This window comes from Stenotrophomonas sp. 2694, from assembly GCF_040548715.1.
GTDB lineage: Bacteria > Pseudomonadota > Gammaproteobacteria > Xanthomonadales > Xanthomonadaceae > Stenotrophomonas > Stenotrophomonas indicatrix.
The window spans coordinates 25,942-51,012 of sequence record NZ_JBEPSG010000020.1; the positions used below are offsets into that span (position 1 = coordinate 25,942).

The 25,071-nt window shown below is 66.8% G+C and carries 22 protein-coding genes; 15 read left to right on the top strand and 7 right to left on the bottom strand.

Annotation, left to right across the window (positions count from 1 at the left end; genetic code table 11):
- Nucleotides 1-52: 52 nt before the first annotated feature.
- A complete protein-coding gene (locus ABIA73_RS17610) occupies nucleotides 53-412 on the top strand; it encodes a hypothetical protein (protein WP_025878601.1) in 360 nt (119 codons plus the stop codon).
- Nucleotides 413-475: 63 nt separating this feature from the next.
- Here ABIA73_RS17610 and ABIA73_RS17615 read toward each other — a convergent pair whose 3' ends face one another.
- Complete coding sequence (locus ABIA73_RS17615) at nucleotides 476-1,222, bottom strand: KilA-N domain-containing protein (protein WP_100436997.1); 747 nt, start codon at nucleotides 1,220-1,222, stop codon at nucleotides 476-478.
- 177 nt (nucleotides 1,223-1,399) lie between these two features.
- On the opposite strand from ABIA73_RS17615, the gene aceK reads away from it, so the two are divergent.
- Both aceK and ABIA73_RS17625 read left to right on the top strand, forming a co-directional pair.
- Complete coding sequence (gene aceK, locus ABIA73_RS17620; protein ID WP_025878603.1) at nucleotides 1,400-3,130, top strand: bifunctional isocitrate dehydrogenase kinase/phosphatase; 1,731 nt, start codon at nucleotides 1,400-1,402, stop codon at nucleotides 3,128-3,130.
- Nucleotides 3,131-3,195: 65 nt separating this feature from the next.
- A complete protein-coding gene (locus ABIA73_RS17625; RefSeq protein ID WP_256993988.1) occupies nucleotides 3,196-4,071 on the top strand; it encodes an energy transducer TonB in 876 nt (291 codons plus the stop codon).
- Nucleotides 4,072-4,129: 58 nt separating this feature from the next.
- Here the strand turns inward: ABIA73_RS17625 and ABIA73_RS17630 are convergent, their stop codons facing one another.
- The 3 genes from ABIA73_RS17630 to trxA all read right to left on the bottom strand — a co-directional run bounded on the left by ABIA73_RS17630 (nucleotide 4,130) and on the right by trxA (nucleotide 8,267).
- Nucleotides 4,130-5,704 (bottom strand): sensor domain-containing diguanylate cyclase, encoded by a 1,575-nt coding sequence (locus tag ABIA73_RS17630; RefSeq protein ID WP_354276087.1) that lies wholly within the window; start codon nucleotides 5,702-5,704, stop codon nucleotides 4,130-4,132.
- Between the two features lie 223 nt (nucleotides 5,705-5,927).
- Entirely contained in the window at nucleotides 5,928-7,709 is a 1,782-nt protein-coding gene (gene rho / locus ABIA73_RS17635) for a transcription termination factor Rho (RefSeq protein ID WP_033832384.1), read from the bottom strand.
- Nucleotides 7,710-7,937: 228 nt separating this feature from the next.
- Complete coding sequence (trxA, locus tag ABIA73_RS17640; RefSeq protein ID WP_025878607.1) at nucleotides 7,938-8,267, bottom strand: thioredoxin; 330 nt, start codon at nucleotides 8,265-8,267, stop codon at nucleotides 7,938-7,940.
- 512 nt (nucleotides 8,268-8,779) lie between these two features.
- Here trxA and rhlB point away from each other — a divergent pair.
- From rhlB to rpoH, 6 genes are all read left to right on the top strand, one after another.
- Entirely contained in the window at nucleotides 8,780-10,510 is a 1,731-nt protein-coding gene (gene rhlB / locus ABIA73_RS17645; RefSeq protein WP_080149704.1) for an ATP-dependent RNA helicase RhlB, read from the top strand.
- Nucleotides 10,511-10,629: 119 nt separating this feature from the next.
- Nucleotides 10,630-11,316 (top strand): cell division ATP-binding protein FtsE, encoded by a 687-nt coding sequence (ftsE, locus tag ABIA73_RS17650; protein WP_025878609.1) that lies wholly within the window; start codon nucleotides 10,630-10,632, stop codon nucleotides 11,314-11,316.
- A 2-nt stretch (nucleotides 11,317-11,318) separates the two neighbouring features.
- A complete protein-coding gene (ftsX, locus tag ABIA73_RS17655) occupies nucleotides 11,319-12,266 on the top strand; it encodes a permease-like cell division protein FtsX (protein WP_025878610.1) in 948 nt (315 codons plus the stop codon).
- A 7-nt stretch (nucleotides 12,267-12,273) separates the two neighbouring features.
- Complete coding sequence (locus ABIA73_RS17660) at nucleotides 12,274-13,116, top strand: response regulator (RefSeq protein ID WP_025878611.1); 843 nt, start codon at nucleotides 12,274-12,276, stop codon at nucleotides 13,114-13,116.
- A gap of 9 nt (nucleotides 13,117-13,125) precedes the next feature.
- Nucleotides 13,126-13,851 carry a uracil-DNA glycosylase gene (ung, locus tag ABIA73_RS17665; RefSeq protein WP_033832381.1) on the top strand — a complete coding sequence of 242 codons (726 nt, stop codon included), beginning with the start codon at nucleotides 13,126-13,128 and terminating at the stop codon, nucleotides 13,849-13,851.
- A gap of 254 nt (nucleotides 13,852-14,105) precedes the next feature.
- Nucleotides 14,106-14,981, top strand: coding sequence for an RNA polymerase sigma factor RpoH (gene rpoH, locus ABIA73_RS17670; RefSeq protein WP_025878613.1), 876 nt, complete (start codon nucleotides 14,106-14,108; stop codon nucleotides 14,979-14,981).
- A gap of 129 nt (nucleotides 14,982-15,110) precedes the next feature.
- On the opposite strand, the gene purD is transcribed toward rpoH, so the two are convergent.
- From purD to purH, 3 genes are read right to left on the bottom strand one after another with little or no spacing between them, the layout of a single operon-like run.
- Entirely contained in the window at nucleotides 15,111-16,394 is a 1,284-nt protein-coding gene (gene purD / locus ABIA73_RS17675) for a phosphoribosylamine--glycine ligase (RefSeq protein WP_080149705.1), read from the bottom strand.
- Between the two features lie 58 nt (nucleotides 16,395-16,452).
- The gene (locus ABIA73_RS17680; protein WP_218788076.1) at nucleotides 16,453-17,331 is read right to left on the bottom strand and encodes a hypothetical protein; all 879 of its coding nucleotides are present in this window, start codon (nucleotides 17,329-17,331) and stop codon (nucleotides 16,453-16,455) included.
- A gap of 17 nt (nucleotides 17,332-17,348) precedes the next feature.
- On the bottom strand, nucleotides 17,349-18,932 hold the full coding sequence (gene purH, locus ABIA73_RS17685) for a bifunctional phosphoribosylaminoimidazolecarboxamide formyltransferase/IMP cyclohydrolase (protein WP_025878616.1): 1,584 nt from the start codon (nucleotides 18,930-18,932) through the stop codon (nucleotides 17,349-17,351).
- Between the two features lie 213 nt (nucleotides 18,933-19,145).
- Here purH and ABIA73_RS17690 point away from each other — a divergent pair, with 213 nt between their 5' ends.
- Genes ABIA73_RS17690 through ABIA73_RS17715 form a run of 6 tightly spaced genes read left to right on the top strand, consistent with a single transcriptional unit; the run spans nucleotide 19,146 to nucleotide 24,956 of the window.
- Nucleotides 19,146-19,766 carry a CDP-alcohol phosphatidyltransferase family protein gene (locus ABIA73_RS17690; protein WP_088101499.1) on the top strand — a complete coding sequence of 207 codons (621 nt, stop codon included), beginning with the start codon at nucleotides 19,146-19,148 and terminating at the stop codon, nucleotides 19,764-19,766.
- A 39-nt stretch (nucleotides 19,767-19,805) separates the two neighbouring features.
- The gene (locus ABIA73_RS17695; RefSeq protein WP_301867186.1) at nucleotides 19,806-21,557 is read left to right on the top strand and encodes a bifunctional alpha/beta hydrolase/class I SAM-dependent methyltransferase; all 1,752 of its coding nucleotides are present in this window, start codon (nucleotides 19,806-19,808) and stop codon (nucleotides 21,555-21,557) included.
- Nucleotides 21,557-22,888: a phosphatase PAP2/dual specificity phosphatase family protein gene (locus ABIA73_RS17700; RefSeq protein WP_354276088.1), complete on the top strand. Its 1,332-nt coding sequence runs from the start codon at nucleotides 21,557-21,559 to the stop codon at nucleotides 22,886-22,888. Before ABIA73_RS17695 ends, ABIA73_RS17700 begins: the two co-directional genes overlap by 1 nt.
- On the top strand, nucleotides 22,885-23,322 hold the full coding sequence (locus ABIA73_RS17705; RefSeq protein ID WP_154881146.1) for a hypothetical protein: 438 nt from the start codon (nucleotides 22,885-22,887) through the stop codon (nucleotides 23,320-23,322). The genes ABIA73_RS17700 and ABIA73_RS17705 overlap by 4 nt, the downstream gene beginning before the upstream one ends.
- A 12-nt stretch (nucleotides 23,323-23,334) precedes the next feature.
- Nucleotides 23,335-23,964 (top strand): lysophospholipid acyltransferase family protein, encoded by a 630-nt coding sequence (locus ABIA73_RS17710; protein WP_263929758.1) that lies wholly within the window; start codon nucleotides 23,335-23,337, stop codon nucleotides 23,962-23,964.
- Complete coding sequence (locus ABIA73_RS17715) at nucleotides 23,961-24,956, top strand: phosphatidate cytidylyltransferase (RefSeq protein WP_309911086.1); 996 nt, start codon at nucleotides 23,961-23,963, stop codon at nucleotides 24,954-24,956. Before ABIA73_RS17710 ends, ABIA73_RS17715 begins: the two co-directional genes overlap by 4 nt.
- The last annotated feature ends 115 nt before the right edge of the window (nucleotides 24,957-25,071 follow it).

The window sequence follows — 25,071 nt, forward strand, 5'->3', positions numbered from 1 at the left end:
GCCCGGCCGCAGGGGAACGAGGGGCTCGAACCAACATTGAGAGGGGTGCAACGTGGCTGGATTGAATGATTCGTTGACTGCACTGATGGGTATCGATGGCGCGCAGGCCGTGGCGCTGGTCGACTACGAAAGCGGCATGCTGCTGGGCGAGGCCGGTTCGGGCATGGACATGGAAGTGGCGGCGGCCGGCAACACCGAAGTGATCCGCGCGAAGATGAAAACCGCCGCCTCGCTCAACCTCAACGATGGCATCGAGGACATCCTGATCTCGCTCGGCAAGGCGTATCACATCATGCGCCCGGTGGCGAAGAAGAAGGGCCTGTTCTTCTACATCGTGCTGGACCGGACCAAGTCCAACCTCGCCCTGGCGCGGCGCAAGGTGCAGGACGTGGAGGCCGAACTGGCGATCTGAGCCGGCTCGGTGGGACCGATCCCTGGTGCTGCACGGCAGCCCAGGGATCGGTCCGCTGTGATGTCATGTCGAAGGCAGCAGAAGCGTGCGTACGAACGTCAGCGCCTGCCTGTCGCGCGCAGCAAAGTATCTGGGCGCGTGCAGTGGGAGCCAGGTCTCGTTGAAGTGCCGGCGAAAGTCTTCGTAGAGCTCGTTCGGATAGAGCTTTGCCTGCACGTTGCGGCCGTCTGGATAGCTGTGTTCATAGGTGTCGAAGGTGTTGGGCTCGATGCCCTTGTGATCGCGCAGCCACTTGCAGAACAGCCGGCCCTCGGAGATGTCCGGAACTAGCTCCTGCGGCAGCGTATAGCCCGCCTGCTCCAGTGGCGCGATCAGGTTCAGGGTCAGCTCGTTCAACATCGAGAAATGCGTGTAGGGCACTTTCGAGCGGTTCTGCATGTAGCGCTCGATGTGGGCGGGCATGACGGCGTTCGCCCGACCCTGCTGCCATTCCACCACCCATTGCGACACCTTCACCGCGAATTTGCGTGACAACCATTGGCCGAGATTGATGGCCAGGTAAGGGTGGATCCAGGTGCCCTGCATCGCCGCATTGCCCCCGGACACCACATGGATGAGCTGGTCCTCCGGGAGGCCGGTCTGCAGGGTCAGCTCCTCGATGAACTCACCGGTGGATTTCAGCGACCGATAGTCCGACCAGCGCTTGCCCACTGACTGGCAGAGCGCCGTCGCGCTGATGTAGCCGTCGCGTACCCGTTGCGGGATTACGTTGCCTTCCTCCATGCGTGGGATCAGGGTCATTTGCTGCATGCGTCACCTCATGCCGTTATGGGCCTGAAAGAGTAGGCAATGCAGTCGCCCGGGGTCTGTAGGAATGGTTGCGTTTGTCTGGTTCTCTGAGGCAGCAGCAGCCGAGCGTGGCTCGGCTCTACACAAGCTACCCCACGCCAGCGTATGGTGAGGTCGGTTTCCCCGGATACGACGTGCATGTCCGATCCTGTCACTGCAACCGAACTGGCACCGCGCATCGCCGAGGCCATCCGCGATGGTTTCGAGCAGTATCACGCCCGCTTTGCCGCGATCACGGCGCGTGCCCGGCTGCGTTTCCAGCAGCGCGACTGGGCGGCGGCGCGCCACGATGCGGTGGAGCGCATCGCCCTGTACGACCAGTGCATCGCCGAGCAGATGGATGCGCTGCGGCGGCTGGCCGGTGACGCCATCAGCGAACGCGCGCTGTGGCTGCAGGTGCACGCGCACTTCAGTGCCCTGCTGCAGGGCCTGATCGACGCCGAGCTCTACAAGACCTTCTACAACACGTTGTCGCGACGGCTGTTCGCCATCCGCGGTGTGGACCCGGAAGTGGAGTTCATCGCCTTCGATGTCGAGCCCTCCGATGCGATCACCCATCCGGTGGCGCGCCACACCTACGCGGTCTCGCCGACGCGGCCGGTAGAGGCACTGCAACGGGTGCTGGCCGACTACCGCTTCGATGTTCCGTATGCGCACCAGTTGCGCTGTGCCGCCGCCATCGCCGTGCGCCTGCAGGACGATCTGGCGCACTGGGGCGACACGCCGGTACGCAGCATCGAGCTGCTCGATACCGTGTTCTACCGCGAGCGTCGCGCCTATCTGGTCGGGCGCGTGTTCGGTGAACACCGTTTCTCGCCGTGCGTGATCGCGCTGGTCAATGACGACCAGGGCCTGCGCGCCGATGCCGTGCTGACCCGGCGTCGCGATGTGGCCCATCTGTTCGGCGTGTCGCGCAGCTATTTCCAGGCTGACCTGGGTACGGTTGGCGATGCGGTGGTGTTCCTGCGCAGCCTGCTGCCGGGCAAGCCGATCGACGAGATCTATACCGTGCTCGGACGCGCCAAACAGGGCAAGACCGAGCGCTACCGGACGTTCTTCCGCCACTTCAATGAACACCCGAACGAGCGTCTGGCGCATGCCGAAGGCACGCCGGGCATGGTCATGGCGGTGTTCACCCTGCCCAGTTACCCGCTGGTGTTCAAGCTGATCCGCGATCGTTTCGCTTGGCCCAAGACGATGTCGCGGCAGCAGGTGGAGGAGAAGTACGCCCTGGTGTTCAACCTCGACCGTGTCGGTCGCCTGCTTGACGCACAGCCCTACCGGCATCTGCGTTTCCCGCGCGAACGCTTCGCCCCGGTGCTGCTGGACGAGCTGCTGCAGCAGTGCGCGCAGAGCGTGCGCGTGGATGGCGACGAGGTGGAGATCGCGTTGTGCTACGTGCAGCGTCGCTTCCGGCCATTGAATCTCTATCTGCGCGAACAGGCTGGCGAGGCCGTGCGCGCAGCGGTACTCGACTACGCGCAGGCGATCACCGACATGGCGCGCAACAACATCTTCCCCGGTGACATGCTGCCGAAGAACTTCGGCGTGTCGCGCCACGGCCGTGCCGTGTTCTACGACTACGACGAGTTGTGCCTGGTCAGCGACTGCGTATTCCGGGCCTGGCCCAAGCCAAGCTCTCCGGAAGAAGCGATGGCCGATGAGCCCTGGTTCCATGTCGGTCCGCGCGATGTTTTCCCTGAGCGGTTCGGGCCGTTCATGGGCTTGCCCGGGCAGGAACTGGCAGCGGTGCGCGAGCACTATCGCCACCTGTTCGATCCCGCCTGGTGGCAGGGGCTGCAGGCGCGCTTTGCGGCGGGCGATTATCCGGACACGCCACCGTATTCGGCTGCGCAGCGGTTGGCGTGATTGGCCGCGCCGACGGCGAGGAACTCGGGTAATCTCGGCACTTTCATCACCAAGGATCGGCAATGATGCGTTCTTCTCTTTTCCTGGCACTGGCCCTTGCGGTGTCTGGCGGTGGCGCCCTGATCGATACCGCCGATGCACAGACCGCGCGCGAGGTACGCAGGCAGGCCGAGGCCAGCATGACCCTCAGCGGGGTCATCGACATCGGCCGCGAAGGCCAGGTTGAAGGGTTCCAGCTCGATCGTCGCGAGAAGGTTGATGCTGGCGTAGCGGGGTTCGTCGACAAGGCGGTGCAGAGCTGGCGCTTTGAGCCGACGCTGGTCGACGGCAAGCCGATGCCTGCCCGTACTACCGTCCACCTGCGTCTGATTGCCGGCAACATGGAGGGCAACAGCATGCAGGTACGGGTGGTTGATGCCCGCTTCGGCAAGCTCGGCGGATCCAGTGCGCCGAGCACCGATGACGTCACCGCAGCGAAGACGCGCGCACCGGTCTACCCACCGCAGGCGGCATCGATCCGCGGGCAGGGCACTGTCATGCTTCTGGTCAAGGTCGGGCGTGATGGCAAGGTAGCTGACGTAATTGCCGAGCAGACCAACCTGACCGTGGTCGGTCCCGAGCGTACGATGAACCAGCTGCGCGACGTGCTTGCCAAGGCCAGCGTCAGGAGCGCCCGCGAATGGACCTTCAACCCGCCCACTACCGGCGAGGACAAGGACCGGGACTTCTGGACCGTGCGCGTGCCGGTCAATTATTTCTTCGACAAGCAGAGCGAGCGTTACGGCCGCTGGAGCGCGTACATTCCCGGCCCGCGCCAGCAGGCGCCGTGGAAGACCGGCGAGGAAACCCTGGCCGCCGGAAGCGACCTGCTGCCCGAAGGCGGTGTGTACATGGTCGGTCGTGCGCAGGAAGGCCCGCGCCTGCTGACCCCGCTGGGCTGATGCGTCATTGCGGGATGCGCCGGGCCTGCCCCGGCGCATCCCGCTCGAATCGATGTGCTCAATCGGCGTGCGGGTATACCACCACCCGGTTGCGGCCCTGTTCCTTGGCCAGGTACAGGGCCTTGTCGGCCAAGCGCAGTGCCTGTTCCGGATCGGTATGGAAACTGGGGAAGTGGGCCACGCCCAGTGACACGGTGATGGTGCCCACCGGAGCGAACGGTTCGTCGGCGATGGCCTGTCGCAGGCGCTCGCCGGTCTGCCGGGCCGCTTCGATGCCAACGCCCGGCAACAGCACCAGGAACTCCTCGCCACCGGCGCGGCACAGCACGTCGGTCTCGCGCGAATGGCGGCGCATCTGTTCGGCGATGTGCACGATGGCCGCATCTCCGATGTCATGACCGTGGCCGTCATTGATCGACTTGAAACGGTCGATGTCCAGCGCCAGGATCGCGAACGGCAGGCCCTGCGCCTGCAGCACGTCGAGCGCCTGCTGCAACCCGCGGCGGTTGAGCAGTCCGGTCAGCGGATCGGTGCGGCTGGCGCGGTTGAGCGTGCCGATCCGGTCCTGCAGCGCATTGAAGCTGTACAGCACCGCCTGTTTCAGCTGCGCCACCTCGAAGTACCAGGCGCGGATGCCATTGACGTGGCTGATCGCGTTGCCGGTATCTTCGCCGTCCTGCACGTTGCGCGCCAGCTGCCACAGCGGCAACGAAATGCGGCGGGCGAACCACCAGGTGATCAGCAGCGACAACACGCCCAGCGGAATGGCATTCCAGATCACCGCCGACATCAGCCGTGACAGCGGCTGCAGCGTCGCCTCGGTCGGGCGCTGCGCGACGATGCCCCAGCCGGTTGCCGCGACGGGCGCGTAACCGGCCAGCATCGCTACCCGGTGGTTGTTGCGCACCTGCTGCGCACCACGCTGGCCGCGCATCACCGCTTTCACGGCCGGGTTGCTGAGCGCATACGTGCCCACTTCCTGGGGATTGATGTGGTAGATCAGGCGGCCATGGCGATCCACCACGTACAGGTAGGAACCGTCGCGGTAGTAGTGCGTACCCAGCAGGGTATTGAGCGCACTGCGCTGGCGCAGGTACAGCGTGCCGCTGACATAGCCGCGGTAGTGGCCGCTGCGGTCGAACACCGGGTGCGAGATCGAGATCAGCAGCTTGCCGGTGGCCGACTGGTAGGGATCGCTGATCATCGGCTGGCGCCGTTCCAACGCTGCCTTGTTGCCAGCGCTGCGCAGGATCTCGCCCTGCAGCTGCAGGCTCTGCGGCGAGGTCGCGATCACCCGCCCGTCGTTGGCCACCACCAGCGAGGAGTTGAAGCTGCTGGACTGCAGCTGCAGGCGACGGGCCTCATCCTGCGCCTGGGCCGGATCCATGTCGCTGTCGCCAAGCCGGGTGGCGGCATAGGCCAGCTGCTGCTGCGCGGCCAGCAGGAAGTTCTGCGTGGTCTCGGCCAGCTTGGTGGCGTACACGCGGTTGGCTTCCAGGGTGTTGCCCACCAGCTGGTCGCGCTGCACGCGATAGCTGGCAAGCAGCGTATTGGCCAGGGCGATGACGGCGCTGAGCAGGGCCAGGGCAAGGATCAGCTTGCCCAGGTTGAGCCGGGGAGACAGTGTGCGCATGCGGTTGAAGGATCGGGCAGGGCTGGACCCGCCGGATCCTCCGGATGGGGCAACAGCGGGAATCGGCGGCCCGGCCAGCGCGGCCGGGGCGGAGAGTCAGGCATTTGTCCCGCAGATTATCGCCAAATCAACGAGTCGCGAAGTGAAGCCGTTTGTCCTGCCGCCACCCAAAGAAAAAGCCCCGCACTGCGGGGCCTTTCCGTATTCCATCAATGCCGCGCGATCAGCGCTTCATCGAACCGAAGAACTCGTCGTTGGACTTGGTGTTCTTCATCTTGTCGAGCAGGAATTCCATCGCCGTCATTTCATCCATCGGATGCAGCAGCTTGCGCAGGATCCAGATCTTCTGCAGCAGCTCCGGCTCGATCAGCAGGTCTTCGCGACGGGTGCCCGAACGGTTGATGTCGATGGCCGGGAACACGCGCTTTTCAGCGATGCGACGGCTCAGGTGCACTTCGCTGTTGCCGGTGCCCTTGAACTCTTCGTAGATCACCTCGTCCATCTTCGAGCCGGTATCGACCAGCGCGGTGGCGATGATGGTCAGGCTGCCGCCTTCTTCCACGTTGCGCGCGGCACCGAAGAAGCGCTTGGGGCGATGCAGGGCGTTGGCGTCCACACCACCGGTCAGCACCTTGCCCGAGCTCGGCACGACGTTGTTGTAGGCTCGCGCCAGGCGGGTGATCGAGTCGAGCAGGATCACCACGTCCTTCTTGTGCTCGACCAGGCGCTTGGCACGCTCGATGACCATTTCGGCCACCTGCACGTGGCGCGCGGCCGGTTCGTCGAAGGTCGAGCTGATGACCTCGCCGCGCACGGTGCGCTGCATTTCGGTCACTTCTTCCGGGCGCTCGTCGATCAGCAGCACGATCAGGTGCACGTCCGGATGGTTGGTGGTGATGGCCGTGGCCACCTGCTGCATCATCATCGTCTTGCCGGCCTTCGGCTGGGACACGATGAGCGAGCGCTGGCCCTTGCCCTGCGGCGCCATCAGGTCGAGGATGCGGCCGGTGATGTCTTCCGACGAACCGTTGCCGCGCTCCAGGGTGAAGCGGCGACGCGGGAACAGGGGGGTCAGGTTCTCGAACAGCACCTTGTTCTTCGACGCTTCCAGCGGCTCACCGTTGATGGTGTCCACGATCGACAGCGCGAAGTAGCGCTCGCCGTCCTTCGGGAAGCGGATGCGGCCGGACAGGTGGTCGCCGGTACGCAGGTTGAAGCGGCGGATCTGGCTGGGCGAAATGTAGGTGTCGTCCGGGCCGGCCAGGTAGCTGGCCTCGGCCGCGCGCAGGAAGCCGAAGCCGTCCGGCAGGATTTCCAGCACGCCGTCGGCGGCAACGCCGTCGCCGTGGCGGGTCAGCACCTTCAGCAGCGCGAAGATCACGTCCTGCTTGCGGGCACGGGCCACGCCTTCGGAAATCTGCAGCTGCTCGGCGATCTCCAGCAGCTTCTGGGCCGGCATGCGCTTGAGGTCGCTCAGCGAATAGACCGGGAAGCCTTCGGGGACGTTGGCGTGCGGACGCGGTACGAACGGCTGCTGTTCGCCGTTGTCGTTGGGCATGCCGTCGTCGCGGAAGCGACCGCCGTTGCCACCACCGCCACCACCACCGCCGCCATTGCGATCACGGTCGCGGCGGTTGCGGAAACGGTCACGGCGGTTGCCTTGGCCTTGCTGGCCCTGCTGACCGCCCTGGTTGTAGGGGTTCTGGTTCTGGCCACCGCCCTGGTTGTTCTGCTGCGACTGCCGCGGCTGGCCGGATTCGCGGCCCTCGCCACCTTCGCCGCCGCCACTGCTGGCAGGGGCCTCGGCGGCGGGTGCGCTCGGCGCGGAAGGCGCTGCGGCCGGTGCCGGCGCCTCGGGCGCGGCTGCCAGCGGCAGGGCAGGCTGCGCAGGGGCGGCGCTGGTTTCGGCGGCGGCCGGAGCGGCAGCCTTGGTTACGCGGGCTTTGCGCACGCGCTTTTCGGCGGGCGCATCAGCGCTACCGGTTTCGGGAGTGTTATCGGACAAGAGCGTTATTCCTCGCTTGAAGGTGCGAGCGCCCGGCTGGGGCGGCGAACATTGGGAATGGGTCTGGAAGAAACTGCGTCCAGAAGATGCGGCACGCGAACGCGGCCGGATGTGCCGACACTATCATCGGCCCGCGGCGCCACGCAAGGGTCGCCGGATACGGTATTCAGTCAGGCGCCGGGGCGCCTGCCCGGCAGCCGTCGAAAACGGCTGCCGGAAAGCGCGGGATCAGGCCAGGGCCTTGTCCAGCAGGCCGGCCAGCTGGGCCTTGCCAACGGCACCGATCTGCTCGCCCACCTTCTCGCCGTCCTTGAAGACGACCAGGTAGGGAATCGAACGCACGTGGTACTTGGCGGCCAGGGCGCGGTTGTTGTCCACGTTGACCTTGGCGATCTTGGCGCGGCCCTGGTAGGCATCGGCCAGTTCATCCAGCGCCGGGGCGATCATCTTGCACGGGCCACACCACTCGGCCCAGAAATCGACCAGCACCGGTTCCTTGGAATTCAGTACGGCGCTATCAAAGTCGGCATCGCCGACGTGTACAACCTTGTCGCTCATCTTGGTTTCTCGTCTTGGATTGCACCCGGCCAGGCCGGAGGTGGGTGAACTGGGCCATGCCCGGTGGCGTGACCCTCGTCGTTGCCTCGCGGCGGACTGCCACGGTGCGTTCGGCGGGATGCCTGGACGCTCACGGCCGGCAGTGTACCCCTATCGCAGGGCAGGGACAGATGCTGGCTGGAACCCAGCGTATCGTGATCGATGCTGAGCCCGGTATGTGTCCGATGTCACTGTCCATGGCTGAAATGGGGGTGCTGGCGCGGTAGGCCATGGGAGCCCGCGCCGCTGTTCAAGCGCGGTACTGCGGGGTGAAGAAGTGCGTCTCCGTAAGCTGTGAGACGCCCGATTCCGGTTTGCTGGCCCGAGTGCGGTAAACTGGGGCATTGTGCGGCGCGCGGACCCGAGGGGTCCCGGCCAGCCCGACCCGCCGCAGGGGCCGCAGTTTGCGACGGAGCCCCAGACAGATTTCAGTGCCGCCGCCCGCAGGCGCGTGGCCATACCAAGACGGACACATGAGCGACAAACCGCTGACCGATTTGACTTTTTCCTCCTTTGATCTGCATCCGGCCCTGCAGGCCGGTCTTGAAGGAGCCGGATTCACCCGCTGCACGCCCATCCAGGCGCTGACCCTGCCGGTCGCGCTGCCCGGTGGCGACGTCGCCGGCCAGGCCCAGACGGGCACCGGCAAGACGCTGGCCTTCCTGGTCGCTGTCGTGAACCGCCTGCTGACCCGCCCGGCACTGGCCGATCGCAAGCCGGAAGACCCGCGCGCGCTGATCCTGGCCCCCACCCGCGAACTGGCCATCCAGATCCACAAGGATGCGGTCAAGTTCGGTTCGGACCTGGGTTTGCGTTTCGCGCTGGTCTACGGCGGCGTTGACTACGACAAGCAGCGCGAGATCCTGCAGCAGGGCGTGGACGTGATCATCGCCACCCCCGGCCGCCTGATCGACTACGTCAAGCAGCACAAGGTGGTGTCGCTGCACGCCTGCGAGATCTGCGTGCTGGACGAAGCCGACCGCATGTTCGACCTGGGCTTCATCAAGGACATCCGCTTCCTGCTGCGCCGCATGCCCGAGCGCTCCACCCGGCAGACCCTGCTGTTCAGCGCCACCTTGAGCCACCGCGTGCTCGAGCTGGCCTATGAGCACATGAACGAGCCGCAGAAGCTGGTGGTCGAAGCCGAGACCATCACCGCCGCGCGCGTGCGCCAGCGCATCTACTTCCCGGCCGACGAAGAGAAGATCCCGTTGCTGCTGGGCCTGCTGTCGCGCAGCGAAGGCGCACGCACCATGGTCTTCGTCAACACCAAGGTGTTCGTCGAGCGCGTGGCCCGTTCGCTGGAGCGTTCCGGCTACCGCGTCGGCGTGCTGTCCGGCGACGTGCCGCAGAAGAAGCGCGAGAGCCTGCTCAACCGCTTCCAGAAGGGCCAGCTGGAAATCCTGGTGGCCACCGATGTGGCCGCCCGCGGCCTGCATATCGACGGCATCAAGTACGTCTACAACTACGACCTGCCGTTCGACGCCGAAGACTACGTGCACCGCATCGGCCGTACCGCCCGCCTGGGCGAGGAAGGCGATGCCATCAGCTTCGCCTGCGAGCGCTATGCGATGGGCCTGCCGGACATCGAGGCCTACATCGAACAGAAGATCCCGGTCGAAGCGGTCACCAGCGAGATCCTGACTTCGCTGCCGCGCCCTGAGCGTGCCGCCCCGGCACCGGGCGAGGAAGGCGACGAGAACGAAAGCGTCGGCCAGATCTTCCGCGAAGCACGCGAAGCGCGCGCCGCCGAGGAAGAGCGTCGTGGCGGCGGCCGTAGTGGCGGTCGTTCCGGCAGTGGTGCTGGCGCTGGGCGTGGTGGCCGCGATGGCGAGCGCAGCGGCGAACGCCGTCCGCGTGGCCCGCGCAAGCCGCGTGTGGAAGGTGAGCAGGTTGCTGCCGCCGCAGTCGAGGGTGCAGTGACGGCTGAAGCTGCCGCCGTGCAGGCCCCGCGTCCGCCGCGCGCTGAAGCTGCGCCGGAAGGTGCGGTGGACGGCGAGCGCAAGCCGCGCAAGCGTCGTCGTCGTCGCCACGGCCGTCCGGTCGAGGGCGCCGAAGGTGTGGCAAGCAACGCCGGCAACGGCGCCAGCCCGGTTACCCCGGTGCAGGTGGTGGCCAAGCCGGTGCGTACCAGCGCCGATGCCGGCGACTCGTTCCTGACCCGTATCGGCCGCAAGATCCGCCGGATGCTGTCCGGCAGCTGATCGGTGCGGTAGCACCCGACCGTTGGTCGGGTGGCTTTCGGGGCGTGCCGGCCAACGGTCGGCACCCACCATCGCCCCGGCATCTCCACGCCGTCGCGCCGGTCCTGCATAATCGGGGCATGAGTGTCCTGCGCTTCGACAATGTCAGCAAACAGTACGCCGGTGGCCACGAAGCCCTGACCGATGTCAGCTTCGAGGTCGCGCCGGGCGAAATGCTGTTCGTCACCGGTCACTCCGGGGCGGGCAAGAGCACCCTGCTCAAGTTGATCCACCTCGACGAGCGGCCCAGCCGCGGCGCGGTGATGTTCGACGAGCGCAACCTGCTGAAGGTGCGCGGCGGCGATGTGCCGCGGCATCGACGCGCGGTCGGCGCGGTCTACCAGGACCACCGCCTGCTGATGGACCGCTCCATCGCCGAGAACGTGGCCCTGCCGCTGATCCTGCGCGGTACCCGCCGTGGCGACATCAACAAGCGCGTGCGTTCGGTGCTCGAGCGCATGGGCCTTGGCCACCGCGAAAAGGCGCTGCCCTCGCAGCTGTCGGCCGGTGAGCAGCAGCGCGTCGGCATCGCCCGGGCCATCGTCGGCGAGCCCAAGCTGCTGGTGGCCGACGAGCCGACCGGCAACCTCGATCCCACCCTGGCAGCCGAGATCATGTCCCTGTTTGCCGAGCTGCCCGCACGCGGTACCAGCGTGCTGGTGGTCAGCCATGACCTGCCGCTGCTGCGCCACATGCGCAAGCGCGTGCTGATCCTCGACCACGGCCGGCTGGTGGACGACATCTCGCCGCAGGATCTGGCGGAGTAACCATGGCCAAGAACGAAAACACCGAAGCTGCTGCGCCGTCGCGCCTGGGCGTGTGGTTCCAGCACCACGTGCACAGCGTGGTGTTCAGCCTCGGCCGTGCCTGCCGCAAGCCGTGGGCGACGCTGCTGACCGTGATGGTCATGGCGCTGGCCCTGGCGCTGCCGCTGGGCCTGTCGATCGCGCTGGACAACCTCAAGCAGTTTGCCGGCAGCGTGCAGCAGTCGCGCGACATCAATGTCTTCCTGAAGGCGGACGTCGACGGCCCGGGTGCGCTGCGCCTGGCCGGGGAGCTGCGCGACCGGCCGGACGTGGCCAGTGTCACCGTGCGCACGCCGGAGCAGGGCCTGGAGGAACTGCGCCAGGCCGGCCTCGGCGAAGCCATCGACGCACTCAACGACAACCCGTTGCCCTCGTTGCTGGTGGTCACCCCCGGCCAGGGCCAGGACGATGCACGGCTGGCACGCGCGCTGGAAAGCCTGCCCGGTGCCGACCTGGTGCAGCACGACGCCCTGTGGCGGCAGCGCCTGGATGCCTGGCTCGCGTTTGGTGCGCGGCTGGTGCAGGTGCTGTCGGTGCTGCTCGGCGCCGGTGCCGCGCTGGTGGTCGGCAACACCGTGCGCCTGGACATCCAGGCCCGCCGCGAGGAAATCGGCGTGCTGCAGCTGCTCGGCGCCAGCGATGGTTTCATCCGCCGCCCGTTCCTGTACCTGGGCGCCTGGTATGGCCTGGGCGCCGGTGCGGTCGCGCTGGGCCTGATCGGCATTGCCGGTGCCGCCCTGCGCGCGCCGCTGGCCGAGCTGTCGCGCAGCTACGGCAGCCCGTTCGTGCTGCATGGCCTGGACCTGCTGCATGGCAGCCTGGTGCTGCTTGGCACCTTGTTGCTGGGCTGGCTGGGTGCATGGCTGGTGACCGGCCACTTCCTCCGCCAGACCCGCCCGACCGACACCTGAGACCGGCATGCAACCGCAAGCGCTGAAGCACCTTGAAGGGCCCGCGACGCGGGTGATGGTGGTTGACGGCTCCAAGCTGGTGCGCAAGCTGATCGCCGACGTCCTGCAGCGCGATCTGCCGGGCGTGGAGGTGATCGGCTGCGACAGCATCGAAGACGCACAGCATGCGCTGGCGCAGGGGCCGGTCGATCTGGTCACCACCTCGTTGACCCTGCGCGATGGCGACGGCCTGGCGCTGGCGCGGATGGTGCGCGAAGCGGCAGGGCAGGCCTATGTGCCGGTGATCGTGGTCTCTGGCGACGCCCAGCAGCACCTGGAGCAGCGCCGCTTCACCGAGTATGTCACCGACTACTTCGACAAATCGCTGGGCCACGAGGCCCTGGCGACCTTCGTGCGCGGCTACGTGCAGCCGCAGACCATTCCCGGCGCGACCATTCTCTACATCGAGGACAGCCGGGTGGTGGCCGAGGCGACCAAGCGCATGCTCGAGCGCCAGCAGCTCAACGTGATGCATGTGGTCAGCGCCGAAGAGGCGTTTACCCTGCTCACCGCCGAATCGCTCGGGCGCAGCCGCCATCGCATCGATCTGGTGCTGACCGATGTGACCCTGAAGGGAGAGCTGAGCGGCCGCGACGTGGTGCAGCGCGTGCGCGTGGACTTCGGCTACGGCAAGCGCCGCCTGCCGGTGCTGGTGATGACCGGCGATGGCAATCCGCACAACCAGACCGGCCTGCTCCAGGCCGGCGCCAACGATCTGGTGCTGAAGCCGATCGAAGAGCGCCTGCTGATCACCAAGGTGCTGTTCCAGCTGCGGCTGGCCCGGTTGAATGATGGACCTCTGTTGCGATGACGTGTTGCGATGATCGATGAAGTAGTGGACACCCCGGCGATCCAGCTGGAACCGAGCTGGAAGCAGCGTGTGGGCGATTACCTGCTGCAGCCGCAGATGCGCGAGCTGTCCAGCTTCCTGCGGCAGCGCAAGGCCAGCGGTGCGGCGGTGTTCCCGCCTGGACCGCAGATCTTCGCCGCCTTCGATGCGACCCCGTTCGATCAGGTGAAAGTGGTCATCCTCGGCCAGGACCCGTACCACGGCCGTGGACAGGCCCATGGCCTGAGTTTCTCGGTGCAGCCGGGCGTGCCGGTGCCGCCGTCGTTGTTGAACATCTACAAGGAAATCGAGGGTGACCTCGGTATTGCCCGCCCGGACCACGGCTGCCTGATCCCGTGGGCGCAGCGCGGCGTGCTGCTGCTCAACGCGGTGCTGACGGTGGAAGAGGGCAAGGCCGGTGCGCACCAGGGGCGCGGGTGGGAAGGCTTCACCGACCATGTGGTGGACGTGTTGAACCGCGAGCGCGAGGGCCTGGTGTTCATGCTCTGGGGTGCCTACGCGCAGCAGAAGGGCAAGGTGATCGATACCGGCCGCCACCGCGTGCTGAAAGCCCCGCATCCCTCGCCGCTGTCGGCCCACCGCGGCTTTCTCGGCTGCCGTCATTTCTCGATGGCCAACGAGTACCTGCAGCGCCGCGGGCAGGCGCCGATCGACTGGTCGCTGCCGCCGCGGGCGACGCTGGCGCCATCGGGCTGAACGGCGAACAACGCTGCCCCATGGTGAATGGGCGAAACCGCCACCTGTTCAGCTGCCTTTGACCCGGAATAGCCGGGCTTTCCGCGCTAGTGGGTTGAATTCCAAGGGATTGTGTATCCCGAAAAGCGCGCTCGCCACTGTCATCAAATCGCGTTACGGTAGGGTTCTGTTTGGGACCAGTGTTTCATCTGTGGAATGCTGGAACTTTTTCCTCCTTTAGCAGTCCAAATCCCAGACTGCTAAGATGGGTGCCTATGAGCCAGAACACCTCTACTGCCCTTGTGGCAAACAATCTGCCGATTCCCAGTGCGCTCGGTTCGCTGGACGCCTATATCGGTGCCGTGCACCAGATTCCGGTGCTGTCGGTCGATAACGAACAGGACCTGGCCCGTCGCTTCCGCGACGGCAACGATCTGGACGCTGCCCGTGAGCTGGTGCATTCGCACCTGCGCTTCGTGGTGCACGTGGCCCGCGGTTACAACGGCTACGGCCTTGCGCTGGGCGACCTGATCCAGGAAGGCAACATCGGCCTGATGAAGGCGGTCAAGCGCTTCGACCCCGACATGGGCGTGCGCCTGGTGTCCTTCGCCGTGCATTGGATCCGTGCCGAGATGCACGAGTTCATCCTGAAGAACTGGCGCATCGTGAAGGTCGCCACGACCAAGGCGCAGCGCAAGCTGTTCTTCAACCTGCGCAAGTCGAAGAAGCGCCTGGGCTGGATGAACGCGGCCGAAGTCAGTGCGGTGGCCAAGGACCTGAACGTGTCCGAGCGCGAGGTGCTGGAAATGGAATCGCGCCTGTCCGGCCGCGATATCGGTTTCGATGCCCCCACCGATGAAGACAACGACCACGCGCCGCCGTCGCCGGCTGCGTATCTGGTGGCCAATGACGAAGATCCGTCGATGGCCTACGAGCGCGAGGACAGCGAAGACAACCAGATGCAGCTGCTGCGCGAAGGCCTGGCGGAACTGGATGCGCGTTCGCGCGACATCATCCGCCGCCGTTGGCTGGATGCGGACAGCAAGGTGACGCTGCAGGAGCTGGCGGACGAGTACGGCGTATCGGCCGAGCGTATCCGCCAGGTTGAAGCGAACGCGCTGAAGAAGATGAAGGCGCTGTTCACCGCATAAGGCGGCGAAGCGTTTGAGTAATGGAAAGGCCCGGCATTGCCGGGCCTTTTTTTTCCTGCTGGATCCACGCATGGCGTGGATCTACTTCGCGATCCAGTAGATCCACGCCACGCGTGGATCAGCGCGGTCTCAGATTTCCCGCGCGATCGCGCGCCAGCCGATGTCGGTGCGGTGGAACTCGTTGGCCCAGGTCACCTTCGCCACGCCCGCGTACGCGTTCGCCTGCGCCTCGCGCACGCTGTCACCCAGTGCTGCCACGCACAGCACGCGGCCACCTGCGCTGAGCACCTGGCCCTGCGCATCCAGCGTCGTTCCTGCATGGAACACCTTGGCCGTTGCCGGCACATCATCCAGGCCGGAGATCACCTCGCCGGTGATCGGCGTTTCCGGGTACGGCCTGGCGGCCAGCACCACGCCGAGCGACGGGCGCGGATCCCACTGCGCGTCCACCTGGTCCAGGCGGCCATCGATCGCCGCGTCCACCAGGTCGACCAGGTCCGACTGCAGGCGCAGCATCACCGGCTGGGTTTCCGGGTCGCCGAAACGCACGTTGAACTCGATCACCTTCGGCGCGCCGCTGGCATCGATCATCAGGCCGGCATAGAGGAAACCAGTGAACGGGATGCCGTCGGCGATCATGCCCTGCACGGTCGGGTTCACCACCTCGCGCATCACGCGGGCGTGCACGTCCGGGGTGACCACCGGGGCCGGCGAGTACGCACCCATGCCGCCGGTGTTCGGGCCGGTGTCGCCGTCGCCGACGCGCTTGTGATCCTGCGAGGTGGCCATCGGCAGTGCATGCACGCCATCGACCATCGAAATGAAGCTGGCTTCCTCGCCGTCGAGGAATTCCTCGATCACCACGCGTGCGCCGGCATCGCCGAAGGCGTTGCCCGAGAGCATGTCGCGCACTGCGTCTTCAGCCTCGGCCAGGGTCATGGCCACGATCACGCCCTTGCCGGCGGCCAGGCCGTCGGCCTTGACCACGATCGGTGCGCCCTTCTCGCGCAGGTAGGCCAGTGCCGGCTCGATATCGGTGTGCACCGAATAGAACGCGGTGGGGATGTTGTGGCGTGCCAGGAAATCCTTGGCGTAGGCCTTGCTGCCTTCCAGCTGCGCGGCCGCCGCCGTCGGCCCGAAGATGCGCAGGCCGGCGGCGCGGAAGCGGTCGACCACGCCGGCCACCAGCGGCACTTCCGGGCCGACCACGGTCAGCGCCACGCCTTCGGCCTGGGCCAGGGCGAGCAGGCCATCGATGTCGGTGACCTTCACCGCCACGTTGCGGCACTTGTCTTCGTTGGCGGTGCCGGCATTGCCGGGCGCCACGAGCACTTCAGTGACACGGGAGGACTGGGCCAGCTTCCATGCCAGGGCGTGTTCGCGGCCGCCAGAGCCGATGACAAGTACGTTCATCACGAGATTCCAGATTGCGTGGGAAGGGAAGTTCCAGGTCCCCGGCGGCGCGTGTGCGTCATTCGCAGCCTTCGCGTCGCAGCGATTCGGGGAAGGAGTAGGTCCAGGACTTCGGGTCCAGGGTGAAGCGGTGCTCCTGACGCACCCGCTTGCCGCCGCAGGTGTTGCCGGATTCCTCGATCAGCAGTGGCCAGATGCGCGCACTGCGGTCGCTGTCGTCGAAACGCAGCGCGAAATCGATGCTGAAGCGGCGGGTGCGGCAGTCTTCGGCGGCATCGGGATCGGCGGCCGCATCGACGTTCTCGCATTCGTACTGGGCGTCGTTGTCGATGTGGCTGCGCACGTTGCCGGTGCTGGTCAGGCCTTTCGGGCCCGGCAGCACCAGGGTCTGCGAGAGCAGCGAGAAGCCCTGGCCGAACCAGCCATCCTCGACGCGGAAGCCGTAGAAATCGCTGCCGGCGCGGATGATGCTGGCGGTGCCGGGCTGGCCACCACTGCCGAAGCGCTCGCCGGTCAGTTCGCTGGTTACCCCGAAGCCATCGCCCTTGGGCTGCAGCACGAAGAACTCGATCGTTCCCGGGTCGATATGCGCGCCATCGACCAGCGCACCACACACCGCCAGTAGTTGTTGCCAGCTGTCACCGGTCACCACCGGCTGCTCGGCGCAGACCTGCCAGTCGATCGCGCGCGTTTCATCGTCCTGGGTCCAGCTGCCGCGCCATTGGCCGGAAAGCTTGGCGTCCTTGCCGTAACGCCCGGTCAGGAAGGCCTGCAGACGCGCGGTGCGACTGACATGCGCCGCCGGTTCGCTGGCGGCGGGCTTTGCCGCATCTGCCTGCGGGGCAGGTGCGGGCTCGGCAGCCGGCTTGCAGCCGGCCAGCAGGGTCGTGCCAGCGAAGGCGAGCACGGCAAGCGGTTTCAAAGAGACTGCAGACATCCGTGTCGCTCCAGGTATCAGTGGCGGAAGTGCCGGACGCCGGTGAACACCATGGCCAGGCCATGTTCGTCGGCGGCGGCGATGACTTCAGCATCGCGCATCGAACCGCCCGGCTGGATCACTGCCTTGATGCCGGCGGCGGCAGCGGCATCGATGCCATCGCGGAACGGGAAGAACGCATCGGAGGCCATCACCGACCCTTCGACCACCAGGTTCGCGTCGGCGGCCTTGATGCCGGCGATGCGCGCCGAGTAGACGCGGCTCATCTGGCCGGCACCCACGCCGATGGTGCGGTTGTCCTTGGCGTAGACGATCGCATTGGACTTCACGAACTTGGCGACCTTCCAGGCGAACAGCAGGTCGGTGAACTGCTTGTCGGTCGGTGCCAGCTTGCTGACCACCTTCAGTTCGTCGCGGGTCATGCCGCGGTTGTCCGACGACTGCAGCAGCAGGCCGGAGCCCACGCGCTTGTTGTCGAAGTTGTTCAGGCCATCGCCGTGCGGGATGCGCAGCACGCGCACGTTGGCCTTCTTCTGCGCGTATTCCAGCGCGGCCGGTTCGTAGTCCGGCGCAATCAGGACTTCAACGAACTGGCGGTCCAGGATCACCTGCGCGGTGGCTGCATCGAGCGGCTTGTTGAAGGCGATGATGCCGCCGAAGGCGCTGGTCGGGTCGGTGGCGTAGGCCAGCTCGTAGGCATCGCCGTTGCCGGCGCCAACGGCCACGCCGCACGGGTTGGCATGCTTGACGATGACACAGGCCGGCGCGTCGAACTGGCGCACGCATTCCCAGGCTGCATCGGCATCGGCCAGGTTGTTGTAGCTCAGCTCCTTGCCCTGCAGCTGCTGGAAGGTGGCCAGCGTGCCCGGCACCGGATGCAGGTCGCGATAGAACGCGCCGCTCTGGTGCGGGTTTTCGCCGTAGCGCAGGTCCATCACCTTCACGAAGGTGGAATTCATCTGCGCCGGGTATTCGGCGCGCACCGGCACGGCGGCGTCGGTGGCGGTGACGGCCGACAGGTAGTTGCTGATCGCCGCGTCGTACTGGGCAACGCGGTTGAATGCGGCCACCGAGAAGGCGAAACGGGTGCCGGCCGACAGCTGGCCGTCGTTGGCATCCAGCGAGGCCAGCAGTTCGGCGTACTGCGACGGGTCGGTGGCCACCGCCACGCGGGCGAAGTTCTTGGCCGCCGAGCGCAGCATCGCCGGGCCGCCGATGTCGATGTTCTCCACCGCGTCGGCCAGGGTGCAGTCGGCCTTGGCAGTGACCGATTCGAACGGGTACAGGTTCAGCACCAGCAGGTCGATGGCACCGATGCCGTGTTCGGCCATCACCGCGTCGTCCAGGCCGGAGCGGCCCAGCAGGCCGCCATGCACCATCGGATGCAGGGTCTTGACCCGGCCATCCATCATTTCCGGGAAGCCGGTGACCTCGGCGACGTCCTTCACGGCCAGGCCCGCATCGCGGATCGCCTTGGCGGTACCGCCGGTGGACAGCAGCTCCACGCCGCGTGCAGCCAGCGCGGTGGCCAGCTCGACCAGGCCGGTCTTGTCGGAAACGGAGAGGAGGGCCCGGCGGACGGGCAACAGATCAGCAGTCATGGGGACAGGGCAATCGGCAGCGGAGCGGGGCCGATATTGTAGGCGGTGGGGGCCGGTGGCGGGCGCTGGTGGGGGAAATTGGCCGGTGCAGACTCCCTTCCTGATTCGCTCGACAGCACCTGCATGGGCCGGCATTGGGCGCAATTCGATACGTGGCGCTGTCGCAATCAGGTAGGCTGTGCCCGCACTGCCAAGGATTAGCGGGTTCAGATCGTGTCGATCTATGCATTGAAAGGACGTTTCCAGGACCTGCTGCGTCCGGCCGTACACGGCCTGTACCGCATGGGGATCACCGCCAACACGGTGACCGTGGCTGCGGCCGTGGTCTCGCTGCTGGTGGCCGCTGCGGTGTGGTGCTGCGCTCCCACCCAGCCGCTGCTGTATCTGGCCCTGCCGCTGTGGATGCTGCTGCGCATGGCCCTCAACGCCGTCGACGGCATGCTGGCCCGCGAATTCGGCCAGCAATCGCGGCTGGGCGCCTATCTGAACGAGTTGTGCGATGTGATCGCCGACGCGGCGCTGTACCTGAGCCTGCTCAGCGTACCGGGCGTGCGCCCCGAGGCACTGTGGCTGCTGGCCTGGGCCGCCGCGCTGAGCGAGTACGCCGGCGTGCTGGGCCTGATGGTCGGCGCCAGCCGCCGCTATGACGGCCCGATGGGCAAGAGCGACCGTGCGTTCGTGATCGGCGTGCTGGGCCTGCTGCTGGCGTTTGGCTGGGCAGGCGCAACCGTGGTCAGCGCGGTCGCCGCACTGGCCGCACTGCTGTGTGGGGTGACGGTGGTCCGTCGCGTACGCCAGGGATTGAAGGAAGCCGCGGCGATATCGCAGCGGTAAGCACAACACGATTACACGCCCTATCCATACGGAGATTGCATGCGTCAGGCGCAGGAACGGGAATTCCACAGCTTCGACCAGGTGCCGCTGTTCTACCGGTACTGGCCGAGCACCACGGCAACCACGCCGGCCAAGGCCATCGTGCTGCTGCATCGCGGCCATGAACACTCCGGCCGGGTCACCCATCTGGTCGACGAGCTGGACCTGCCCGACACCGCGTTCTTCGCGTGGGATGCGCGCGGCAATGGTCGCTCGCCCGGCACGCGCGGCGACGCACCGGGCTTCCCGGCGCTGGTGCGCGACCTGGACAGCTTCATCGCCCACATCAGTGCCGAGCATGGCATCGCGGTGGAGGACATCGTGGTGATCGCGCAGAGCGTGGGGGCGGTGGTTGCCGCCACCTGGGTGCATGACTATGCGCCGCGGCTGCGCGCGCTGGTGATGGCTTCGCCGGCATTCAAGGTGAAGCTGTACGTGCCGTTCGCACGCGCTGGACTGGCGCTGATGCAGAAACTGCGCGGCAACTTCTTCGTCAACAGCTACGTCAAGCCGCAGTGGCTGACCCACGACCCGGCACGGGTGGAAAGCTACCGCACCGATCCGCTGATCACCCGGCCGATCTCGGTGCGCGTGCTGCTGGGCCTGTACGAAGCGGCCGACCGCATCGTGGCCGACGCGCAGGCGATCAGCGTGCCGGTGCAGTTGCTGGTATCGGGCTCGGACTTCGTGGTGCATCGCGGCCCGCAGGACCGCTTCTACGAACGCCTGTCCAGCCCGATCAAGGAGCGCGTGCACCTGCCGGGCTTCTTCCACGACACCCTCGGCGAGCGTGACCGTGCACCGGCGCTGGCGCGTATCCGCAGCTTCATCCAGGCACGCTTTGCCGAACCGCTGCAGGAGCTGTCGCGGCGCGATGCGCATCGGCATGGCCCGACCTTCGAGGAATCGGAGATCCTGTCGTGGCCACCGGAGCGCAACAGCCTGGCCGACCTGCGTTGGCGCGTGGTGCGCGGTGGCCTGCGTTTCGGCGGCACGCTGTCGGAGGGCATCGCGCTGGGCCTGCAGACCGGCTTCGATTCGGGCAGCACGCTGGACTACATCTACCGTGATGAGGCGCGGGGCAAGGGCCCGCTGGGCCGGATGGTCGACCGCAACTATCTGGATGCGATCGGTTGGCGCGGCATCCGCGTGCGCGGCAAGCACCTGCAGGAACTGCTGCGCGATGCCGCCCAGCGACTGCGCGGGCAGGGCGCGCCGGTGCGCGTACTGGACGTGGCGGCCGGCCATGGCCGTTACGTGCTGGAAGCACTCGGCCAGGGCGAACAGCGTGCCGACCGCATCGTGCTGCGCGATTTCAGCGAGCTGAACGTAACGCAGGGCAAGGCCTTGATCGAGCGCCTCGGCGCGGCCGACATCGCCCGCTTCGAACAGGGCGATGCGTTCGATCCGGCGCAGCTGGCAGCAGTGGAACCGGCGCCGACGCTGGCGGTGGTGTCCGGCCTCTACGAACTGTTCCCCGACAACGATGCGGTGTTGCGTTCGCTGCAGGGCATCGCTGCGACGGTGTCGGTGGGCGGTTACCTGGCCTATACCGGGCAGCCGTGGCATCCGCAGCTGGAGTTCATCGCGCGTGCGTTGACCAGCCATCGTGGTGGCGCGGCGTGGGTGATGCGCCGCCGTACCCAGCACGAGATGGACGAACTGGTGCGCCTGGCCGGCTTCCAGAAGGTGGCCCAGCGCATCGATGACTTCGGCATCTTCACCGTATCGCTGGCACGACGGATCGCGTGATGGCGACGCTGGCGGCAACCGCATCATCCAGCGAGGCGCGCCCCTGGCGGCGCGCCCTGCTGTGGCTGGCCCTGCTCGGTCCGTTCTTCTTCGCCAGCTATGGCTTCGCCAACTGGATGGCCGGCCGCCATGCCCAGCTGCCGGTGATGGCATTTGCCTGGGAGGCGCGGATTCCGTTCGTGCCGTGGACGATCGTGCCGTACTGGTCGATCGACCTGTTCTATGCGATCTCGTTCTTCCTGTGCCGGCGCCGGCTGGAGTTGGACCGGCACGCGCTGCGCCTGCTCAGCGCGCAGGTGATCGCGGTGGCGTGCTTCCTGTTGTGGCCGTTGCGCTTCAGCTTCGAACGGCCGGAAATCGGCGGTGTGTTCGGCTGGTTGTTCGACGTGCTGCTGGGCTTCGACAAGCCATTCAACCAGGCGCCGTCGCTGCATATCGTGCTGCTGATCGTGCTGTGGGTGAAGTTCGCGCAGTACCTGCACGGGGTCTGGCGGCTGGTGCTGCATGTGTGGGCGCTGCTGATCGGCATTTCGGTGCTGACCACGTTCCAGCATCACTTCATCGACATTCCCACCGGGCTGCTGGCCGGCTGGTTGTGCGTGTGGCTGTGGCCAGAGCAGGGCACGCCGCCGTTGCGTGCCTGGCAGGCTGCAGGTGACCCGAAGCGTTGGCGGCTGGCCGCGTTGTATGTGTTGGGTGCCGGCCTGCTGCTGGTGCCGGTGGTGATGCTGCGCGGCACCGCATTGTGGCTGCTGTGGCCCGTGGTGTCGTTGCTGCTGGTGTCGCTGGCCTATGCCGGGCTGGGCACGGCGGTGTTCCAGAAGCGCGCCGGCCGGTTGACGATGGCCGCGCGCTGGCTGCTGGCACCGTACCTGGGTGCGGCGTGGATCAACTCGCGGTTGTGGACGCGCCGCGCGCCGCAGCCGGTGCCGGTCGTCGACGCTGTCTGGCTGGGGCGCCTGCCAGGTACCGCACTGCCGGCACCGCTGGTGGGCGTGGTCGACACCTGTGCGGAGCTGTCCTGCCGCGCGCCGGGAGCAGCGTACGCCAGCGTGCCGATGCTGGACCTGGTGGTGCCCTCGGCGGCGCAGCTGCGCGCCGCGGCAGATGCCATTGAACGCCTGCGCGGCCAAGGCCCCGTCCTGGTCTGCTGTGCGCTGGGGTATTCGCGTAGCGCGGCCAGCCTGGCGACCTGGTTGCTGCGCACCGGCCGTGCGCGCGATGTGGCCGACGCGGTGTCGATCGTGCGTGGCGCGCGGCCGTCGATCGTGCTGCACGACGTTCATCTACAGGTGATCGCGGCCGCTGCCGCGCAGGAGACCATTGCATGAGCGCCGTGCCCGATCTGCCGATGATGCATCTGCTGCTGCGGCAGGGGCGATTGCCTGCCGCGTTGTCGCTGGGCCTGCTGCTGGTGGCCCTGTTGTTGCTGGGCATCGAGCCTGGGCTGGCGATGTTCGCCGCTGGCCTGCTGCTGCTGAGCCTGGTTGCAGGTGTTGTGCAGGCGTACTACGCGGTGCGGGTGCAGTTGGACGCCAGCCTGCTGCGCCTGCTGCAGCAGGAGGGCCTGCAGGGTGAAGTCGCGGCACAACGCGTGGACCAGGCGCTGCACACCGCTGGCCTGCGCAGGCTGGACGCAGAGGCGCCGACGCGTGGCTGGGATGCGCGCTGGACCGGCATGCGGCGTCTGCTGATGCGCCAGTACGCCGCCACGCTGCTGCAGTTCGCTGCCCTGCTGCTGGCCGTGCTGTGGCCGCAGACCTGACCGGAGGTGCCGATGTTTGCTGAACTGGTCGCCCGCGCCTGCAGCGCGGCCATCCATGTAGTGACCGGCGCACGCGCGCTGTGGGTTGGCTGCGCGCCGTCCAGCGAGCACCGCGTGTACTACGGCAACCATGCCAGTCATGGTGATTTCGTGCTGATCTGGTCGTCGATGCCGCCGGCGCTGCGGCGCCAGGTGCGGCCGGTCGCCGCCGCCGAGTACTGGCAGCGCGACGGTCTGCGTCGTTACCTGATCGACGCGGTATTCAATGGCGTACTGGTGGAGCGCGAGGCCGGCAACCGCCATCAGGATCCGCTGCAGGTGCTGCGTGACGCGGTGGACGAGGGCTGTTCGTTGATCCTGTTTCCGGAAGGCACGCGCAACATCGGTGATGAGCCGCTGCTGCCGTTCAAGAGCGGCATCTACCACCTGGCCCGGCAACGCCCGGAGCTGGAGTTCGTGCCGGTGTGGATCGACAACCTCAAGCGTGTGATGCCGAAAGGGCGTTTCCTGCCGCTGCCGTTGCTGTGCACGGCAACCTTCGGTACGCCGCTGCGGCTGCAGGCCGATGAGGACAAGGCGGCGTTCCTGGCACGCAGCCGGCAGGCGCTGCTGGCCCTGGCCCCGAACGGAGGCCGTGCATGAGCTTCATGATCGATGTGTCCGGTGATCTTGCCGCACGCAGCGTGGGCCAGCAGACAGGGCTGCTGTTCGCGGGCGTAGGTGCCGTGCTGGTGCTGGCCACGCTGGTGTCCGAAACCCTGCGCTGGCGCCAGCGTGGACAGCCCAACGCGGTGATCGCCAACCTGGTCTCGCGCATCCGCGCGTGGTGGGTGATGGCCATCGTGGTCGGGCTGGCGCTGTTCTTCGGGCGCGCCGGAGTGATCGTGCTGTTCGCCATCATCTCGCTGTTCGCACTGCGCGAATTCATCACCCTGGCGCCAACACGATCAGGTGACTACTACGCGTTGCTGGCCGCGTTCTACATCGTGCTGCCGTGGCAGTACTACCTGGTGTGGATCGACTGGTATGGCATGTACACGCTGTTGATCCCGGTGTACGCGTTCCTGTTCCTGCCGATCCTGGCCACCATCGGTGGTGACACCACCCACTACCTGGAGCGCACGTCGAAGGTGCAGTGGGGCCTGATGATCTGCGTGTTCTGCATCTCGCACGTGCCGCTGCTGCTGAACCTGCGCGTGCCGGGCTACGATCCGGCGCGCAACGTGCTGCTGTTCGCCTTCCTGGTGATCGTGGTGCAGTCGTCGGACGTGCTGCAGTACATCTGGGGCAAGCTGCTGGGCAAGCACCTGATCGCACCGAAGCTGTCGCCGTCGAAGACGGTGGAAGGCTTCGTCGGCGGCGTGCTCTGTGCCAGCGCGTTGGGCGCCGCGCTCTGGTGGATCACCCCGTTCACGCCGCTGCAGGCGTTCGGCCTGTCGCTGCTGATCAACCTGATGGGGTTCTGGGGCGGCCTGGTGATGTCGGCGATCAAGCGCGACCGCGGCATCAAGGACTGGGGCAACATGATCGAGGGCCATGGCGGCATGCTCGATCGGCTGGATTCAGTGTGCTTCGCCGCGCCGGTGTTCTTCCACGTGGTGCGTTACTACTGGAAGGCGGGTGGCGGCGGGTGATTCCGCCGGCGGGCCATCCACGCATGGCGTGGATCTACCGGAGCCGGTAGTGCCGGCCGCTGGCCGGCAACCCCATGAATGATGACAGTGTGTTGCGGTTGCCGGCCAGCGGCCG

Bases quoted from the DNA above. Each gene is read 5' to 3' on its own strand.
- ABIA73_RS17615 (WP_100436997.1), bottom strand. From the start codon at position 1,222: ATGCAGCAAATGACCCTGATCCCACGCATGGAGGAAGGCAACGTAATC.
- aceK (WP_025878603.1), top strand. From the start codon at position 1,400: ATGTCCGATCCTGTCACTGCAACCGAACTGGCACCGCGCATCGCCGAG.
- ABIA73_RS17625 (WP_256993988.1), top strand. From the start codon at position 3,196: ATGCGTTCTTCTCTTTTCCTGGCACTGGCCCTTGCGGTGTCTGGCGGT.
- ABIA73_RS17630 (WP_354276087.1), bottom strand. From the start codon at position 5,704: ATGCGCACACTGTCTCCCCGGCTCAACCTGGGCAAGCTGATCCTTGCC.
- trxA (WP_025878607.1), bottom strand. From the start codon at position 8,267: ATGAGCGACAAGGTTGTACACGTCGGCGATGCCGACTTTGATAGCGCC.
- rhlB (WP_080149704.1), top strand. From the start codon at position 8,780: ATGAGCGACAAACCGCTGACCGATTTGACTTTTTCCTCCTTTGATCTG.
- ftsE (WP_025878609.1), top strand. From the start codon at position 10,630: ATGAGTGTCCTGCGCTTCGACAATGTCAGCAAACAGTACGCCGGTGGC.
- ftsX (WP_025878610.1), top strand. From the start codon at position 11,319: ATGGCCAAGAACGAAAACACCGAAGCTGCTGCGCCGTCGCGCCTGGGC.
- ABIA73_RS17660 (WP_025878611.1), top strand. From the start codon at position 12,274: ATGCAACCGCAAGCGCTGAAGCACCTTGAAGGGCCCGCGACGCGGGTG.
- ung (WP_033832381.1), top strand. From the start codon at position 13,126: ATGATCGATGAAGTAGTGGACACCCCGGCGATCCAGCTGGAACCGAGC.
- rpoH (WP_025878613.1), top strand. From the start codon at position 14,106: ATGAGCCAGAACACCTCTACTGCCCTTGTGGCAAACAATCTGCCGATT.
- purD (WP_080149705.1), bottom strand. From the start codon at position 16,394: ATGAACGTACTTGTCATCGGCTCTGGCGGCCGCGAACACGCCCTGGCA.
- ABIA73_RS17680 (WP_218788076.1), bottom strand. From the start codon at position 17,331: ATGTCTGCAGTCTCTTTGAAACCGCTTGCCGTGCTCGCCTTCGCTGGC.
- purH (WP_025878616.1), bottom strand. From the start codon at position 18,932: ATGACTGCTGATCTGTTGCCCGTCCGCCGGGCCCTCCTCTCCGTTTCC.
- ABIA73_RS17695 (WP_301867186.1), top strand. From the start codon at position 19,806: ATGCGTCAGGCGCAGGAACGGGAATTCCACAGCTTCGACCAGGTGCCG.
- ABIA73_RS17700 (WP_354276088.1), top strand. From the start codon at position 21,557: ATGGCGACGCTGGCGGCAACCGCATCATCCAGCGAGGCGCGCCCCTGG.
- ABIA73_RS17705 (WP_154881146.1), top strand. From the start codon at position 22,885: ATGAGCGCCGTGCCCGATCTGCCGATGATGCATCTGCTGCTGCGGCAG.
- ABIA73_RS17710 (WP_263929758.1), top strand. From the start codon at position 23,335: ATGTTTGCTGAACTGGTCGCCCGCGCCTGCAGCGCGGCCATCCATGTA.
- ABIA73_RS17715 (WP_309911086.1), top strand. From the start codon at position 23,961: ATGAGCTTCATGATCGATGTGTCCGGTGATCTTGCCGCACGCAGCGTG.